At 56.0% G+C, this 15028-nt stretch carries 16 protein-coding genes and 1 pseudogene; 6 read left to right on the top strand and 11 right to left on the bottom strand.

Annotated features, from left to right (window positions below; genetic code table 11):
• Positions 1 to 121: 121 nt before the first annotated feature.
• The gene (locus AC1UK9_RS26210; RefSeq protein ID WP_473013802.1) at positions 122 to 859 is read right to left on the bottom strand and encodes a substrate-binding periplasmic protein; all 738 of its coding nucleotides are present in this window, start codon (positions 857 to 859) and stop codon (positions 122 to 124) included.
• Positions 860 to 1116: 257 nt separating this feature from the next.
• Here AC1UK9_RS26210 and AC1UK9_RS26215 point away from each other — a divergent pair, with 257 nt between their 5' ends.
• On the top strand, positions 1117 to 1569 hold the full coding sequence (locus AC1UK9_RS26215; RefSeq protein WP_025108520.1) for a GNAT family N-acetyltransferase: 453 nt from the start codon (positions 1117 to 1119) through the stop codon (positions 1567 to 1569).
• A 97-nt stretch (positions 1570 to 1666) separates the two neighbouring features.
• On the opposite strand, the gene AC1UK9_RS26220 is transcribed toward AC1UK9_RS26215, so the two are convergent.
• Genes AC1UK9_RS26220 through AC1UK9_RS26230 form a run of 3 tightly spaced genes read right to left on the bottom strand, consistent with a single transcriptional unit; the run spans position 1667 to position 4642 of the window.
• On the bottom strand, positions 1667 to 1963 hold the full coding sequence (locus tag AC1UK9_RS26220; RefSeq protein WP_482578763.1) for a winged helix-turn-helix domain-containing protein: 297 nt from the start codon (positions 1961 to 1963) through the stop codon (positions 1667 to 1669).
• Positions 1964 to 1983: 20 nt separating this feature from the next.
• Positions 1984 to 2475, bottom strand: coding sequence for a M48 metallopeptidase family protein (locus tag AC1UK9_RS26225; RefSeq protein WP_482578764.1), 492 nt, complete (start codon positions 2473 to 2475; stop codon positions 1984 to 1986).
• Positions 2476 to 2518: 43 nt separating this feature from the next.
• Entirely contained in the window at positions 2519 to 4642 is a 2124-nt protein-coding gene (locus AC1UK9_RS26230; RefSeq protein WP_025108518.1) for a putative bifunctional diguanylate cyclase/phosphodiesterase, read from the bottom strand.
• A 335-nt stretch (positions 4643 to 4977) separates the two neighbouring features.
• On the opposite strand from AC1UK9_RS26230, the gene AC1UK9_RS26235 reads away from it, so the two are divergent.
• The 3 genes and pseudogenes from AC1UK9_RS26235 to AC1UK9_RS26245 all read left to right on the top strand — a co-directional run.
• Positions 4978 to 5646: a polysaccharide lyase family 7 protein gene (locus tag AC1UK9_RS26235; protein ID WP_025108517.1), complete on the top strand. Its 669-nt coding sequence runs from the start codon at positions 4978 to 4980 to the stop codon at positions 5644 to 5646.
• Positions 5647 to 6263: 617 nt separating this feature from the next.
• Positions 6264 to 6662: a hypothetical protein gene (locus AC1UK9_RS26240; protein ID WP_482578765.1), complete on the top strand. Its 399-nt coding sequence runs from the start codon at positions 6264 to 6266 to the stop codon at positions 6660 to 6662.
• A 122-nt stretch (positions 6663 to 6784) separates the two neighbouring features.
• A pseudogene (locus AC1UK9_RS26245) lies at positions 6785 to 7021 on the top strand (polysaccharide lyase family 7 protein); the annotation flags it as partial.
• A gap of 65 nt (positions 7022 to 7086) precedes the next feature.
• Here the strand turns inward: AC1UK9_RS26245 and AC1UK9_RS26250 are convergent.
• Entirely contained in the window at positions 7087 to 7923 is an 837-nt protein-coding gene (locus AC1UK9_RS26250; RefSeq protein WP_482578766.1) for an IS3 family transposase, read from the bottom strand.
• Complete coding sequence (locus AC1UK9_RS26255; protein ID WP_482578767.1) at positions 7920 to 8222, bottom strand: transposase; 303 nt, start codon at positions 8220 to 8222, stop codon at positions 7920 to 7922. Before AC1UK9_RS26255 ends, AC1UK9_RS26250 begins: the two co-directional genes overlap by 4 nt.
• Before the next feature lie 663 nt (positions 8223 to 8885).
• Here AC1UK9_RS26255 and AC1UK9_RS26260 point away from each other — a divergent pair.
• Positions 8886 to 9176, top strand: coding sequence for a hypothetical protein (locus AC1UK9_RS26260; RefSeq protein WP_482578768.1), 291 nt, complete (start codon positions 8886 to 8888; stop codon positions 9174 to 9176).
• Between the two features lie 829 nt (positions 9177 to 10005).
• The gene (locus tag AC1UK9_RS26265) at positions 10006 to 10629 is read left to right on the top strand and encodes a hypothetical protein (protein ID WP_482578769.1); all 624 of its coding nucleotides are present in this window, start codon (positions 10006 to 10008) and stop codon (positions 10627 to 10629) included.
• Between the two features lie 9 nt (positions 10630 to 10638).
• Here the strand turns inward: AC1UK9_RS26265 and fba are convergent, their stop codons facing one another.
• The 5 genes from fba to epd form a co-directional block, all read right to left on the bottom strand.
• Positions 10639 to 11703 (bottom strand): class II fructose-bisphosphate aldolase, encoded by a 1065-nt coding sequence (gene fba / locus AC1UK9_RS26270; RefSeq protein WP_003229012.1) that lies wholly within the window; start codon positions 11701 to 11703, stop codon positions 10639 to 10641.
• Positions 11704 to 11955: 252 nt separating this feature from the next.
• Positions 11956 to 12288 carry an MliC family protein gene (locus AC1UK9_RS26275; protein WP_025109192.1) on the bottom strand — a complete coding sequence of 111 codons (333 nt, stop codon included), beginning with the start codon at positions 12286 to 12288 and terminating at the stop codon, positions 11956 to 11958.
• Positions 12289 to 12345: 57 nt separating this feature from the next.
• Entirely contained in the window at positions 12346 to 12567 is a 222-nt protein-coding gene (locus AC1UK9_RS26280; protein WP_025109191.1) for a hypothetical protein, read from the bottom strand.
• A 34-nt stretch (positions 12568 to 12601) separates the two neighbouring features.
• Positions 12602 to 13765, bottom strand: coding sequence for a phosphoglycerate kinase (locus AC1UK9_RS26285; protein ID WP_482578770.1), 1164 nt, complete (start codon positions 13763 to 13765; stop codon positions 12602 to 12604).
• Positions 13766 to 13791: 26 nt separating this feature from the next.
• The gene (gene epd / locus AC1UK9_RS26290; protein WP_482578771.1) at positions 13792 to 14850 is read right to left on the bottom strand and encodes an erythrose-4-phosphate dehydrogenase; all 1059 of its coding nucleotides are present in this window, start codon (positions 14848 to 14850) and stop codon (positions 13792 to 13794) included.
• Between the last annotated feature and the right edge of the window lie 178 nt (positions 14851 to 15028).

Below are 15028 nucleotides of genomic sequence, written 5' to 3' on the forward strand. Positions count from 1 at the left end.
CACAACAATTTTCAGATCACCCCCAACAGCCCATGCCCCCCACAGGGCAACGCACTCCAAGGTGGGAGCGGGCTTGCTCGCGAAGGGGCCATCAGCCACACAGCAGTTTGCGGATCAGCCCCTACATCCCATGCTGCCGCATCAACCGGTCATAACTGCCATCCGCCTTCATCGCCGCAATCGCCTTATCAAACCCCGCCACGATCTGCTCATGCTCAGGATTCTTCAGACTCACCAGAATGTGCAGGCTGTTCTCGCTCAGCGGCTTGGGCAGGAACTCCACGGCGTTGCGCACCTTGGGTGATTCGCGCGCCAGGTAATACCGCGCCACGTATTCATCTTCCAGTGTCAACTTGACCCGATCCGCCGCCAGCATGCGCACTGCCATGGCGAAGTTGTGCACCGGGACTTTCTGCAGCGCGGTGTCGGCGTCGAACGCCTGTGAATAGGCATAGCCGCGCACCACCGCGATCGGATAGGTGTGCAGTTGCTCCAGGCTGCTGTAGTCCAGCGGTGTGTCCTTGCGCTTGAGAAAGCGGATGCGATTGAGCAGGTATTCACCAGAGAACTGGCCGAGTTTGGTGCGTTCGTCGTTGTACCAGGCGTTGACCAGCACGTCGTAACGCCCTTCGCCAACCCCCAGCAGCGCCCGCGCCCACGGCACCTGCTCATAGTCGCTGGCGTAGCCGGCCCGGGCCAATGCGGTGCTGACGATGTCAGTGGCCAGACCGCCGTTGACCAGCGTGTCGTCGGTAAAAGGCGGCCAGATATCAAACACCAGTCGCAACTTGTCCGCTGCGGCGGTTTGGGCCAGCAAGAGCAATCCGATCAAAGCAAAGGCTCGATGCAGTCGCGGCATGCTTGAAAATCCTTAGCGGGCAGGCTGCCCGGCGTGTTTTCCAGTCAAAACCCCAAGGCCCCTTACCGGCGAAACCCAGGCCCTAACAGTAGCTCATTGAAGCCCGTGCACAGCGCTTACCAGCAGATTACACAAAGCAGCCGCCATCGCGAGAAAGGAATGATGGCATTTTGACCTTTATCACAGACTCTTACGCCATACAGACATCTGAAGCCTGTGCGCTTAGTATCGGGCGACGGAGTTCAAGGAGCCGCAAGATGACAATAGAGTGGATCTGCAAGCATCACAGCGATCTGGGCAAAGAGCAGTTGTACGCACTGCTGAAGCTGCGCTCGGAGGTGTTCGTGGTCGAACAGAAATGCGCCTACCCGGACCTTGACGGTCAGGATCTGGATGGCGACACCCATCACTTGATGGGCTGGGAAGATGAGCAGTTGATCGCCTATCTGCGCCTGCTTGACCCCGAGTCCCAGGGCGGTGACGTGGTGATCGGCCGCGTGATCATCGCACCGCAGGGCCGGGGCAAAGGCCTGGGGCACACGATGATGGAACACGCGCTGAAACAGGCCGAGAAGCATTGGCCGCAGGTACCGATCTATCTGTCGGCGCAGGCGCATTTGCAGGGGTATTACGGCCGGTACGGCTTTGTCGTGGCGGGTGAGGAATACCTCGAGGATGACATTCCGCACATAGGGATGCGTCGTTCCTGAAGGCTCCTTCGCGAGCAGGCTCGCTCCCACATCTGGAATGCAATGCCCTGTGGGAGCGGGCTTGCTCGCGAAGGCGTCAACTCAGACAACGCAGGACTCAGGGATATTCCAGCACAGCCTTGATCTGCCGCAAATTGCGCTCGATCCACCCACGATCAATCGCCCCCCACTCGCGAATCCGATAGCGCCCGGCATGGTTGCGTGCGCCCTCTTCCTGCTCGAATTCACAGACGATATCCAGATCCACCAATGCGGCGATGATGTCCTGCGCCGTGCGCCGGGGCATGCCGGTGACCTCGGTCAGCGCCGGCACGCTGGCGGCCAGGCCGCTGTCGATCAGGTAGGCCACGTACAGGCGACGGTAGAAACTGCTTTTGGTCTTGCTGACGTCCATCCACCCGCTCCTTGATGCGGCTATTGCAGATCCCGCCACGTCAGGTACACCCGCAAGTCGAACTCGACCTGGTGATACCCCGGCAGCATGTGTTCACACAATTTATAGAAAGCCTTGTTGTGGTCCGACTCTTTGAAGTGCGCCAGCTCGTGCACAACGATCATCTTCAGAAACTCGGGCGCCGCGTCCTTGAACAGCGAAGCAATGCGAATCTCCTTCTTGGCCTTGAGCTTGCCGCCCTGTACCCGCGACACCGTGGTGTGCAGGCCCAGAGCGCGATGAGTCAGGTCGAGGCGGTTGTCGAACAGCACCTTGTCGATGGCCGGGGCGTTACGCAGGTATTCCTGCTTCAGGTCCAGCGCGTAGCTGTACAACGCCTTGTCGCTCTGCACATCGTGGCGCCCGGGATAGCGTTGGCTCAGGTAGTCACCCAGACGCTGTTCGGCGATCAGTTGGCGCACCTGATCCTGCAATTGCGCAGGATAGGCCTGGAGGTATTTCAACGCAGTCATGGACACGGCAACACGGTTCGAAAAGAGCGCCAGTGTAGCGAATTCAACCGGGCAGCGCGCTCCAGTCAAACGGCTCGGCAAAGCTTGCGACGGCATCGGCCATCATCGGCCGCGCTACCAGGAAGCCTTGCACGTATTCGCAACCATGGGCCTGCAGCCATTGGTACTGCTCAATGGTTTCCACACCTTCGGCGATCACCAGCAAACCATATTGTTTGCACAAACTGATCACTGTGCTCACCAGCGAGGCGTCCCGGGCCGAATCCGGCAGTCGGGCGATCAGGTGCCGATCAAGCTTGAGCGTATCGAGCTCAAGATCACGCAGATGTGCCAGCGAACATGGCCCCGAACCGAAATCATCCAGCGCCACCCGCACCCCCAGATTGCGCAGCAGACGCAACTGCTTACGGGTTTCATCCGGGTTGTGCATCAGCGCCTCTTCGGTAATTTCGACTTCCAGTTGCCGCGGCTGCAAGGCATGCCGCTCCAGCACCTGACGCAATTCAGTGGCAAGATTCGGCAGGCCGAACTGGGTGTTGCTCAGGCTCACGCCGAGTACCAGATCTTCGGCAAACAGGGTTTCCCAGGCTTTGCGCTGACCGGCACCGCGATGATAGATCCAGCTGCCGAGTCGACTGATCAGCCGCGCCTCTTCCAGCAACGGCAAAAACAACCCCGGCGGTACATCGCCGACACTCGGATGCTGCCAGCGCAACAGGGCCTCGAAGCCACGAATCTGCCCACTGTCGATCGCTACCTGTGGCTGATACACCAGATTGAAATCACGGTTTTCAATCGCTGCGCGCACGCTTTCTTCGAGCATCAGGCGCGAGCGTGCCCGACCGTTCATGTCGTGATCATAAAAACGATACTGCTGCCGCCCGGCACGCTTGGCTTCGTACATGGCGATGTCGGACGCACGCAGCAATCCGTCGAGGTTCGAACCACAGTCCGGGTAGGTGGCGATGCCGATACTCGCGCCCAATGCAATGTCCAGCCCTTCGATCTGCTGACAGATCGACACCCGCTCGATGAGCTTCTCGGCAATCTTGGCCGCTTGCTCGGGAAACTCCAGATCGAGCAACGCGGTGAACTCGTCACCGCCCATGCGCGCCAGAATGTCGAACGGCCGCAAGCAGGCCTTCAACTGCTCGGAGACCCAGCGCAGCACCCGATCACCGGCATCGTGGCCGAGGGAATCGTTGACCCGCTTGAAACCATCGAGGTCGAGATACAGCAGCACCCAACTACTGTCGCTGCGTTCACCGCGCAGCAGCAGATTCTCTACCGTCTGATAGAAACCACGCCGATTGAGCAGGCCGGTCAGCGGATCGGTCACCGCCTGAAACTCCAGTTGCTGATGCAGGTGGCGCACCACCGACATATCCAGCACCGTCACCACCATCGCGTGCTGCTCGGTCGGCAGCGGCGCGCATGACAACGCCACCGGCACCTGTTGCCCTGGCGCGGTACGCAGCAGCGCGTCGTGCAGACGCAGGGTTTCGCCGCGCCGATAACCGGCAAACAACTCGGAATCGGCCCAGAGGGGAATGTGCGGTTTCTGCAGGAAATCGAGAAACTCCTTGCCCTCAAGCTCCTTCACCGGGGCATTGAGCAAGCGCGAAATCGCCGGATTGGCGAATCGGATCAAACCGTCCTCGCCGAGCACCAGAATCCCCTCCGCCGCGTTATCCAGCACCGAGGCGTTGAAGGCGCGAGCGACTTCCAGGTCATGGGTCAGGCGTTGCAAGGCGCGGCGGTTGCGCTGATGTTCGAGCAGCGCCTGCACCTTGGGCTTGAGAATCTGCGGGTCGAACGGCTTGAACAGGTAATCCACCGCGCCGCTGGCATAGCCCTTGATCACTGCATCCTGGGACTGCTCGTTGGCGGTGAGGAAAATGATTGGAGTGAGCCGCGTACGCTGGCTGCCGCGCATCAGCCGCGCGACTTCGAAGCCGTCCATGCCCGGCATCTGCACGTCCAGCAGCACCAGGTCGACATCGTGTTCGAGCAAAAGATTGAGCGCCTCGAAACCGGAGGCGGCAGTCATGACGAGCCAATCCTGACGCTGCAACAACGCGCGCATGCTGATCAGGTTTTCAGGGTAATCATCAACGATCAAAAGGACAGAGCTGCCTTCACCTGGCTGGGGTTGCGCGCATTCCATGCTGCTTCTCTTGTCGGGACATCTCTTTTCGGGATATCGGCCGGTTTCTCGTGAAAACCGTACAGTTACTGAGTCATCACTCTAGTACCGGATCTGTAAAAGCAGAAGCTGTCACGCCGCCATCATTTGGCCAAAGCCGCGATTTACCGACTAACGGTAACCCCTGTAGCCCGCGAAAACCGGGACAGATGGCATTTCGACAGGATGTTGACGCCAATCATCTGCCAAACGGGCGTTAACAAAAAAGTCCTCTACGCTTATAAAGGCCGCCCGAAAAGGCGCGGGCTAGAGCTTCTGGCACTCGCGTTCAGGATGAATTGAGTGGAAGAACCGACATGATCGATCTCGCAACCTGGAACCTCAGCGTTCCCGTCGGCAGTCCGCCGTACACCGTCGAAACCTCCAAACTGGTGGATGGCTTCAAGGATCAGTACTTCCATTCCGACACCGGCACCTTGTTTTTCTGGTCGCCGGTTACCGGATCAAAAACCGAAAACGCCATCTACCCGCGCACCGAACTGCGCGAAACCTACAGCAACGGTACGTTGCGTAACTGGTACTACCCGGATGCCGACAACCTGCTGCGTGCGACCCTCGCAGTGAACAAGGTGCCCAGCTCCGGCAAGATCGTCATCGGCCAGATCCACGCCTATGAAAGCCAGCGCCCGTTGGTCAAGCTTGAATACCAGTACAAGGAAAAAACCCGGAACGGCAACCTGGTGATCAAAGTCCGCATGCACCCCGACGACAAGGAAAGCCGCGTCATCACCCTCGCCACCGGAATCAGACTGGACAACGAATTCAACTACCTCATCCACCTGAGCCCCGGCGGCGCGCTGGGCGTGAGCGCGGCGGGCTATCAGTGGGATTCACAGATCAGCGCCACCTGGCGCAACAAGCCGCTGTATTTCAAGGCAGGCGTGTATGTGCAGGACAACACCGGGTACACCAGCGAAGGTGGGCAGGTGACGTTCAGCAAGCTGGATATTGATCACGACAAGTGACATAGGCAGAACCCTGTGGGAGCTGGCCTGCCAGCGAAAGCGTCCTCACCGCCACCCGATGACATGCAGCTGTATACGATCTGATTGTAGGAGTGAGCCTGCTCGCGATTGCACTCTGACATTCAGCACCATGGACGCCTGACACTCCGCCATCGCGAGCAGGCTCACTCCTACAGGGGTTCAGAGGTGTTCTGAAAATGATCGTTGCGCCGAATAAAAAACCCGTCTCTCGGCGGGTTTTTCATCAATGAAGCTTTACGCCCAGGCTAATTGACCTTGTTGTTCAATTAGCCCTTCAGGTGAAACCCAGGAGATACCGGATTGAAGATATTGAATCGGGGCAAGAGATAGACCTGCGAAGTGAAACTTAATAAAAAAAGCGATAGATCAATACCCCCGTCTTTGTTCCATTTTCGACTCGATCAGCCGCCATTTTTTAACTGCCCCTTATTCCTTTTATGATCTTTCAATATCGCAACACGGCATCAACACCTGTCAACTTTTACAGGTGACGAGCCAACATCTCTAGCCCAATATCAATCACGAAAACCCAAACAACGGGACATTTCCAATAAGAAAATCCGTCCCCTTTCACGATTATCAGAAGGAATAACGAGATGCCTGGCTCATACACTTGGAAAAGTGAATCGATTTGGCACCCTAAAAATTGCCAATGCAATAAAGATCCTAACTATGTTTTTTGCGGCTGCTACGGCAACGGCGGTTACTTCGCAGGACCTTTAAACCCCACGGAGTATACTAAAGAACTTGCGATCGCCACGGCGAACAGGGAAGCACAGGAAGCCGACGAAAAAGAAGCCCTTGAGAACTATAAATCGTCACAACAATACATCGACGATAAAGCTCTTCTCAATAAACCATCAAAACCACAATCAAGTCCACCATCCAGCAAACCTCCATCAAGTGCACCCAGCTACATCGATGATCCCAAATATGCAGACTGGGTCAAAGAGGAGGCCGCACGGATGCGGAAAGGTGGCACTCTTACTTTTTAAACCGAGATGCTATAAAACACCCAATCTAAAACCTTCCATTACAAGCCTTGCAAAACATGGTTTGTAATGGTGAGTCTTACTCAATAAAAAATAGCGCAGATTTACTTTCAAAGACGAATAAAACCGCGGCAACACCTCGCCACCTTGAGCGCGGATTCAACTACCTGATCCACCTCAACCCCGGCGGCGCACTCGGCGTGAACCCGGCAGGTTATCAACAGGATTCACAAATCAACGCCACCTGGCGCGAAAAGCTGCTGTATTTCAAGGCAGGCGTGTATGTGCAGGACAACACCGGGTATACCAGCGAAAGTGGGCAGGTGACGTTCAGCAAGCTGGATATTGATCACGACAAGTGACATAGGCAGAACCCTGTGGGAGCTGGCCTGAACTGGTCAACTAATTTTGGACACCAGTTAAGGTTTCACGCCGCCAGTTTCTCCATAGCTACCGGCGACCGATAGCCGTTGTAGCTGTGGAGCCGGACGTTGTTGTAGCGCATCAAATAACGCTGCATATCCACACGGGCTTCATGCTCTGAGCTGTAGCCATCTTCTGGTACCCACTCTGATTTCAGGCTCCCAAAGAAACGCTCCATCGGGGCGTTGTCCCAGCATTCACCTTTGCGACTCATGCTCTGCAGGAGTCCATGCTTGCGCATCTCATTCCTGAATTTGTGGCTGGTGTACTGACAGCCTTGGTCGGAGTGAAACAGCACCTCTTTTGGACGGCCTCGCAACTCGACCGCCATTCGCAACGCTTCGCAGGTCAGCGTGGCATCGGAAATCATCGAAAACGACCACCCCACAACCCGGCGAGCGAACAGATCCAGAACTGCCGCGAAATACATCCAGCGCTTGCCGACTTTGATGTACGTCACATCGCCACACCACACCTGATTGATCGCCGTGACATCAAACTGACGCTTGAGCATGTGCGGCGCTACCAGCGCTTCCACGCCGGATGATTTGTACCTGTGCCGCCGGCGTTGACGGCTGATGACTCCCGCTTCACGCATCAGGCTACGCGTCATGTGCCGCCCGACGCGATGCCCCCTGGCTTGCAGTTCCTTGGCTAAAGTGCGCGACCCAGCAGATGCTCTGGACTCCTTATGCTGCTCGACCAGGATGGCTTTGAGTTTTTCCCGCTCAGGTTTCACCTTGCCTTGGCGCTGACGCCAGGCGTAAAAGCTGCTGCGGTTGATACCGAACGCCCGACAGCAATTGTTAACGCCGTACTGCTCGTCCAGCTCACAGATCAACGTAAATGATCTTTGGCGTCCAACAGCAGGAGAGCACTGGCCTTTTTTAAGATTTCGATGTCCAGGTCTTTTTGCCTGAGTAACGCTTTGAGCTGCTGAATCTCTCGTTGATCGGCGGTAATAACCTTGGCGCCAATCGGCGTCGAGCCCAAACGCTCTTTGCGAACCTGATCGACCCAGCGGCGCAACGCAGTCGGGCCAATATCCAGACTGGCACAGACGTCGGGAACCGACTGCCCCTCATCCAGCACCATGCTGGCGGCCTTGAGTTTGAACTCACTCGAATAAGATTTACGCATATCCAAACACCTCAGATTTGGGCGCCATCATAGCGCCCGATTGAAGTGTCCAAAATCATTAGGCCAGTTCAGCCTGCCAGCGAAAGCGTCCTCACCGCCACCCGATGACATGCAGCTGTATACGATCTGATTGTAGGAGTGAGCCTGCTCGCGATTGCGGTGTGTCAGGCGCCCATGATGTTGAATGCCAAACTGCCATCGCGAGCAGGCTCACTCCTACAGGGGTTCATAGGTGTTCTGAAAATGATCGTTGCGCCGAATAAAAACCCGTCTCTCGGCGGGTTTTTCATCAACGAAGCTTTACGCCCAGGCTAATTGACCTTGTTGTTCAATTAGCCCTTCAGGTGAAACCCAGGAGATACCGGATTGAAGATATTGAATCGGGGCAAGAGATAGACCTGCGAAGTGAAACTTAATAAAAAATGCGATAGATCAATACCCCCCGTCTTTGTTCCATTTTCGACTCGATCAGCCGCCATTTTTTAACTGCCCCTTATTCCTTTTATGATCTTTCAATATCGCAACACGGCATCAACACCTGTCAACTTTTACAGGTGACGAGCCAACATCTCTAGCCCAATATCAATCACGAAAACCCAAACAACGGGACAGTTCCAATAAGCAAATCCGTCCCCTTTCACGATTATCAGAAGGAATAACGAGATGCCTGGCTCATACACTTGGAAAAGCGATTCGATTTGGCACCCTAAAAACTGCCAATGCAATAAAGATCCTAACTATGTTTTTTGCGGCTGCTACGGCAACGGCGGTTACTTCGCAGGACCTTTAAACCCGACGGAGTATACTAAAGAACTGGCGATCGCCACGGCGAACAGGGAAGCTCAGGAAGCACAGAAAGCACAGAAAGCACAGGAAGCACAGGAAGCACAGGAAGCCGCCTACGATACAGATCTTCTCAACGCATCATTAGGGCGTACATCACTTCGACTTTGATAATGATTAGATCTATCAAGTGAGCCCTCTTATATCGACAACCCCAAACTTGCAGCCAAGGTCAAGGAGGAGGCGGCACGGATACAGAAAGGTGGCACTCCTATTTTTTAAACCGAGATGCTATAAAACACCCAATCTAAAATCTTCCATTACAAGCCTTGCAAAACATGGCTTGTAATGGTGAGCTTTACTCAATAAAGAATAGCGCAGAGTTACCTTTCAATGACGAACAAAGCCGCGGCAACACCTCGCCACCAGCATCAGGCTTGAACACAAACCAAACTAACTAATAAACTTTATTCTCGGCTACTCACTGGGAAAAAATTCGGCATATACCAACGTGATTCAAAAAATAAAGGTGACGGATCTATTCAACTCCAAATGATATAAATGCACACCTGTCGGCCCGACGCCGGCCACACGCGGTGATCATCACATTGAATTGATGGGCCAGGCTAGTTCGTCACAGGATCTGAAGTTGACAAGAAACGCGTTTCAGCTTGGTCAACTGACAGGCAGTATACAGTTTACCGATGAAATTTAGGTCATTGCGAGACTACGGATACTGCATCGGCTGAGAGGTCGACCGTTGCAGTGCGCTGGAGAAATGTAAAACACAAAAAACCGGACAGTATTTTGACAAAACAAATCCGCGCTCTATTTATTATAAAAATCCTGGCTATTTATTATATATGCTATGACAAAGCCGCCTTAAAACCTGTCAACTATGACAGGTGAATGTTCGACCAACACCCCCTAAAATCGTTTACGAAACATAAAAAATCGCCCCCCTTTACTTATCCCCAAAAATAGACTCCCGAGGTCCATCATGAACAAGGAAGGCTCATTCACAGGCAGCTTATACATTTCCGGCTACTCACTAACTTGCAAACTAGGCTTCCAATATTTAGAGTCAAACAATACATATAGTACACATGTCGCTAATGCAACAGGAATAGAATTACTACTACCAAAAACTGATTATTTGTGCGCAAACACTGCCCCAGGAAGCTCAGAAGCACTGTTCCACTTCGAACAAACAAATAATTACGGCGAATATATCATCACTAGCAGGGATCCCAATTTTTACACTGGATGCTATTTAGGCATAACCGACAATAGCTATATCTTTGCTTACCGCCCACGCTCCGAATCAAACGCCTTCAGTTTTAAGAGAAATGGCAAAGTAGTCACTTTAAATGATATGACCGAAGCCAGTAATTCGGACTTGGAACTCGTTTGTAGAGACGGGGGAATAGAACTTCATAAAAAAGCAGTTTACGAACCGTCGCAGGGTAAACAATGGGCTGCCTATGTGTGTACAAAGGGTGGCGACGTTGGTCTGATTGGCCCAAAAATCACATTAAAAATAGCTGAAAGAAACGTTGAGTTATTCAGGTATAAGGTAATAAAAAACCCGCCTCTCGGCGGGTTTTTCATCAACGCAGCTTAACGCTCAGACTTAGTTGACCTTAGCGTTCAACTCACCTTTCAGATAGCGCTGGAACATCGCTTCCAGCGAGATCGGCTTGATCTTCGAAGCGTTGCCGGCAGTGCCGAAAGCCTCGTAACGGGCGATACACACGTCACGCATCGCAGTAACAGTCGCGCCGAAGAATTTACGCGGGTCGAATTCGCTCGGGTTGGTGGCCATCAGGCGACGCATTGCGCCGGTGGATGCCAGGCGCAGGTCGGTGTCGATGTTGACCTTGCGCACGCCGTACTTGATGCCTTCGACGATTTCTTCAACCGGTACGCCGTAGGTTTCTTTGATGTCGCCGCCGTACTGGTTGATGATCGCCAGCCACTCTTGTGGCACCGAGGAAGAACCGTGCATCACCAGGTGGGTGTTCGGGATGCGCTTGTGGATTTCCTTGATGCGGTCGATCGCCAACACGTCACCGGTAGGTGGCTTGGTGAACTTGTAGGCACCGTGGCTGGTGCCGATGGCGATGGCCAGGGCATCGACCTGAGTCTTCTTGACGAAGTCAGCGGCTTCTTCCGGGTCGGTCAGCATCTGGCTGTGATCCAGAACGCCTTCAGCGCCGATGCCGTCTTCTTCGCCGGCCATGCCGGTTTCCAGCGAACCCAGGCAGCCCAGCTCGCCTTCAACCGAAACGCCGCAGGCGTGAGCCATGGCCACGGTCTGTTGAGTCACACGAACGTTGTATTCGTAGTCGGTCGGGGTCTTGCCGTCTTCGCCCAGCGAGCCGTCCATCATCACCGAGCTGAAGCCCAGTTGAATGGAGCGCTGGCAGACGTCAGGGCTGGTGCCGTGGTCCTGGTGCATGCACACCGGGATGTGCGGGAATTCTTCGATCGCGGCCAGGATCAGGTGACGCAGGAACGGCGCGCCAGCGTATTTACGGGCGCCGGCCGAAGCCTGGACGATCACCGGGGAGTCAGTCTTGTCAGCGGCTTCCATGATGGCGCGCATCTGCTCAAGGTTGTTGACGTTGAAGGCTGGAACGCCGTAGCCGAACTCGGCTGCGTGGTCCAGCATCTGGCGCATGCTGATAAGTGCCATTGTGTGTGTCTCTCCCGGTTGAGGGTCGTTAATCGTGCCAGCCTGCCGGAGCGGCGGCGGCTATTCAAGTGATTGCAGATCGGGGGTTGAAGCCCGGTCTGGTGATTCGATAAAGCAAATTCTTCAGAACAGCGCAGAACCCCTGTAGGAGTGAGCCTGCTCGCGATAGCAATCTTGCAGTCAATATTGCAGCGACTGTCAGGCCGCTATCGCGAGCAGGCTCACTCCTACAATGGGCTTGCGGTGTGTCAATTACTGCGCCTTGCAACCGCGGCCGATCAGGTCATTGGTGGCGACCCAGTACACCAGGCCTTCGTCACCCTTGACGTGAAACGCCAGCATGCCGTCGCTGTACAGCGCGCCCGAAGCGCCCGGCTCTTCTTTCAGGCGATAGACCTGATCACCGCCGCCGAGTCGAACATCGACTTCCTTCTGGCCGGCATCGGCGTAGCGCCACAACACTTTGGCCTGGCTGTCGCAGGTCCAGGTGGTCCAGTTATCCGCCGGAGCGGAAGACTGAAACAGGTTCATCTGCGCGCAACCGCCCAACAATGCCAACGCCGCAATGGCGATCAAGCCTTTCATCCGTGTTCCTCGACTGACAACCACCGCCGCCAGCCCTGAGTTAAAGAGTCAGACCGGTCAAGGACAACCATGTTCCTTGGCCGGGGTTTGCGTCTCGTATTTGTCCAGGCCGTCCGGCCCCGAGCGCTTGTTCAGCACCGGGTTGGTTTCAGCCTGCCAGTCGGCCTGGTAGCAGCCTTTCTGCGCCGCACCCGGCGCAGGCGTCGCCTCGGCCTTCGGGTTACTCCCGCAGGCCGCCAGCGTACCGGTCAGCAACAACAGCGCTAACGACTTGACCATCTGAACACTCCTTTGCCTGGCCAAACGGGCGGCCTCAGGCCTTGGCCCGGCTTTCCAGGACTTCAACGGCCGGCAGCACCTTGCCTTCGACGAATTCGAGGAACGCACCACCGCCGGTGGAAATGTAGGAGATCTGCTCAGCCACGCCATATTTATCGATGGCAGCCAGGGTGTCGCCACCGCCAGCGATGGAGAACGCAGCGCTGTCAGCGATGGCCTGGGCCAGCACTTTGGTGCCGTTGCCGAACTGATCGAACTCGAACACGCCGACCGGGCCATTCCACAGAATGGTTTTCGACGATTTCAGCAGTTCGGCGAAGTGGGCGGCAGTTTGCGGGCCTATGTCCAGAATCATGTCATCGGCAGCGACGTCAGCAATCAGCTTGACGGTGGCTTCGGCGCTTTCCGCGAACTCTTTGGCAACGACCACGTCGACCGGCAGCGGCACGCTGACTTTGGCGGCGATGGCGCGTGCAGTGTCGAGCAGGTCCGGCTCGTACAGCGACTTGCCGACCGGGTGACCGGCAGCGGCGAGGAAGGTGTTGGCGATGCCGCCGCCGACGATCAGTTGATCGCAGATCTGGCTCAGGCTGTTCAGCACGTCGAGTTTGGTCGAGACCTTGGAACCGGCAACGATGGCCGCCATTGGTTGCGCCGGAGCACCCAGGGCTTTGCCCAATGCGTCCAGTTCAGCGGCCAGCAGCGGGCCAGCAGCCGCGACTTTGGCGAACTTGGCGACACCATGCGTCGAACCTTCGGCGCGGTGAGCGGTGCCGAAAGCGTCCATCACGAACACGTCGCACAGGGCAGCGTATTGCTGGGCCAGTTCGTCAGCGTTCTTTTTCTCGCCCTTGTTGAAGCGCACGTTTTCGAACAGCACGATATCGCCGGCCTTGACGTCAACGCCGCCCAGGTAGTCGGCCACCAGCGGAACTTCGCGGCCCAGGGCCTTGCTCAGGTAGTCGGCGACTGGCTTGAGGCTGTTCTCGGCGGAGAACTCGCCTTCGGTCGGACGGCCCAGGTGCGAGCAGACCATCACGGCTGCACCTTTTTCCAGGGCCAGCTTGATGGTCGGCAGCGAAGCCAGGATACGCGCATCGCTGGTGACAACACCGTCCTTGACTGGGACGTTGAGGTCTTCGCGGATCAATACGCGCTTACCTTGCAGATCGAGGTCGGACATCTTCAACACGGTCATGGGTCGCACTTCCTGAGTAACTGTTCTTAGAGAGCAGGTTTTTTTGAAATCGCTGTTTGCAGATAGTGTTCTGCAACGTCCAGCATTCGGTTGGCAAAACCCCATTCGTTGTCGAACCAGGCCAGGATGTTCACCAGCCTGGGGCCGGAAACACGGGTCTGACTGGCATCGACGATGGCCGAATGTGGGTCATGGTTGAAATCACAACTGGCGTGCGGCAGCTCGGTGTAGGCCAGCAGGCCTTTGAGCGGACCGTTAGTGGCGGCCTCGCGCAGGATCCGGTTGACCTCGCCCGCGTCGGTCGCGGTGGCGGTCTGCATCGTGATGTCGAGGCAGGACACGTTGACCGTCGGCACGCGTACGGCTTTGGCCTGAATTCGCCCGGCAAGTTCCGGCAGCAGGCGCTCGATGCCACGCGCCAGACCAGTGGACACCGGGATCACCGACTGGAACGCCGAACGGGTGCGGCGCAGGTCTTCGTGGTGATAGGCGTCGATCACCGGCTGATCGTTCATCGCCGAATGAATCGTGGTGATCGACACGTAATCCAGGCCGATCGCCTTGTCCAGCAAACGCAGCAGTGGCACGCCGCAGTTGGTGGTGCAGGAGGCGTTGGACACCAGCAGTTCGGCGCCGGTCAGGCAGTCCTGATTGACGCCGTAAACGATGGTGGCGTCGACATCCGCCTCGCTGGCCATCGGCTGCGAGAACAACACGCGTGGTGCGCCGGCGTCGAGGAAACGCTGGCCGTCTTCACGGGTGTGATAAGCACCGGAGCACTCAAGCACCAGATCGACGCCCAGCGACGCCCAATCGATGCCTTCGGGAGTGGCACTGCGCAGGACTTTCACGCAGTTGCCATTAATATGCAGACAATCGCCGTCTACTCGCACCTCGCCCGGGAAACGGCCATGGGTGGAGTCAAAGCGTGTCAGGTATTCGATGCTGGCCATGTCGGCCAGATCGTTGATCGCGACAATTTCAAACCCGGCTTTTTCGCCTCGCTCAAACAACGCACGCAAGACGCAACGACCAATCCGGCCGTAGCCGTTGAGTGCAACTTTGTAGGGACGCGGTTGAGGCATGGGGTTCTCGATTACCGTTTGAATCCGTTATTGCTGTGTGTCCAGACCGTCGCTTTCGCGAGCAAGCCCGCTCCCACCCTGGATCTGTGTCATGGACACTGTCTGTGTCACACAACAAGTCCCCCTGTGGGAGCGGGCTTGCTCGCGAAGGCGTCAGTCCGGACGACGCGACTTCTGA

This window comes from Pseudomonas sp. AK-TSAG1-1, from assembly GCF_056821665.1.

Bases quoted from the DNA above. Each gene is read 5' to 3' on its own strand.
- AC1UK9_RS26210 (WP_473013802.1), bottom strand. From the start codon at position 859: ATGCCGCGACTGCATCGAGCCTTTGCTTTGATCGGATTGCTCTTGCTG.
- AC1UK9_RS26215 (WP_025108520.1), top strand. From the start codon at position 1,117: ATGACAATAGAGTGGATCTGCAAGCATCACAGCGATCTGGGCAAAGAG.
- AC1UK9_RS26220 (WP_482578763.1), bottom strand. From the start codon at position 1,963: ATGGACGTCAGCAAGACCAAAAGCAGTTTCTACCGTCGCCTGTACGTG.
- AC1UK9_RS26225 (WP_482578764.1), bottom strand. From the start codon at position 2,475: ATGACTGCGTTGAAATACCTCCAGGCCTATCCTGCGCAATTGCAGGAT.
- AC1UK9_RS26230 (WP_025108518.1), bottom strand. From the start codon at position 4,642: ATGGAATGCGCGCAACCCCAGCCAGGTGAAGGCAGCTCTGTCCTTTTG.
- AC1UK9_RS26235 (WP_025108517.1), top strand. From the start codon at position 4,978: ATGATCGATCTCGCAACCTGGAACCTCAGCGTTCCCGTCGGCAGTCCG.
- AC1UK9_RS26240 (WP_482578765.1), top strand. From the start codon at position 6,264: ATGCCTGGCTCATACACTTGGAAAAGTGAATCGATTTGGCACCCTAAA.
- AC1UK9_RS26255 (WP_482578767.1), bottom strand. From the start codon at position 8,222: ATGCGTAAATCTTATTCGAGTGAGTTCAAACTCAAGGCCGCCAGCATG.
- AC1UK9_RS26260 (WP_482578768.1), top strand. From the start codon at position 8,886: ATGCCTGGCTCATACACTTGGAAAAGCGATTCGATTTGGCACCCTAAA.
- AC1UK9_RS26265 (WP_482578769.1), top strand. From the start codon at position 10,006: ATGAACAAGGAAGGCTCATTCACAGGCAGCTTATACATTTCCGGCTAC.
- fba (WP_003229012.1), bottom strand. From the start codon at position 11,703: ATGGCACTTATCAGCATGCGCCAGATGCTGGACCACGCAGCCGAGTTC.
- AC1UK9_RS26275 (WP_025109192.1), bottom strand. From the start codon at position 12,288: ATGAAAGGCTTGATCGCCATTGCGGCGTTGGCATTGTTGGGCGGTTGC.
- AC1UK9_RS26280 (WP_025109191.1), bottom strand. From the start codon at position 12,567: ATGGTCAAGTCGTTAGCGCTGTTGTTGCTGACCGGTACGCTGGCGGCC.
- AC1UK9_RS26285 (WP_482578770.1), bottom strand. From the start codon at position 13,765: ATGACCGTGTTGAAGATGTCCGACCTCGATCTGCAAGGTAAGCGCGTA.
- epd (WP_482578771.1), bottom strand. From the start codon at position 14,850: ATGCCTCAACCGCGTCCCTACAAAGTTGCACTCAACGGCTACGGCCGG.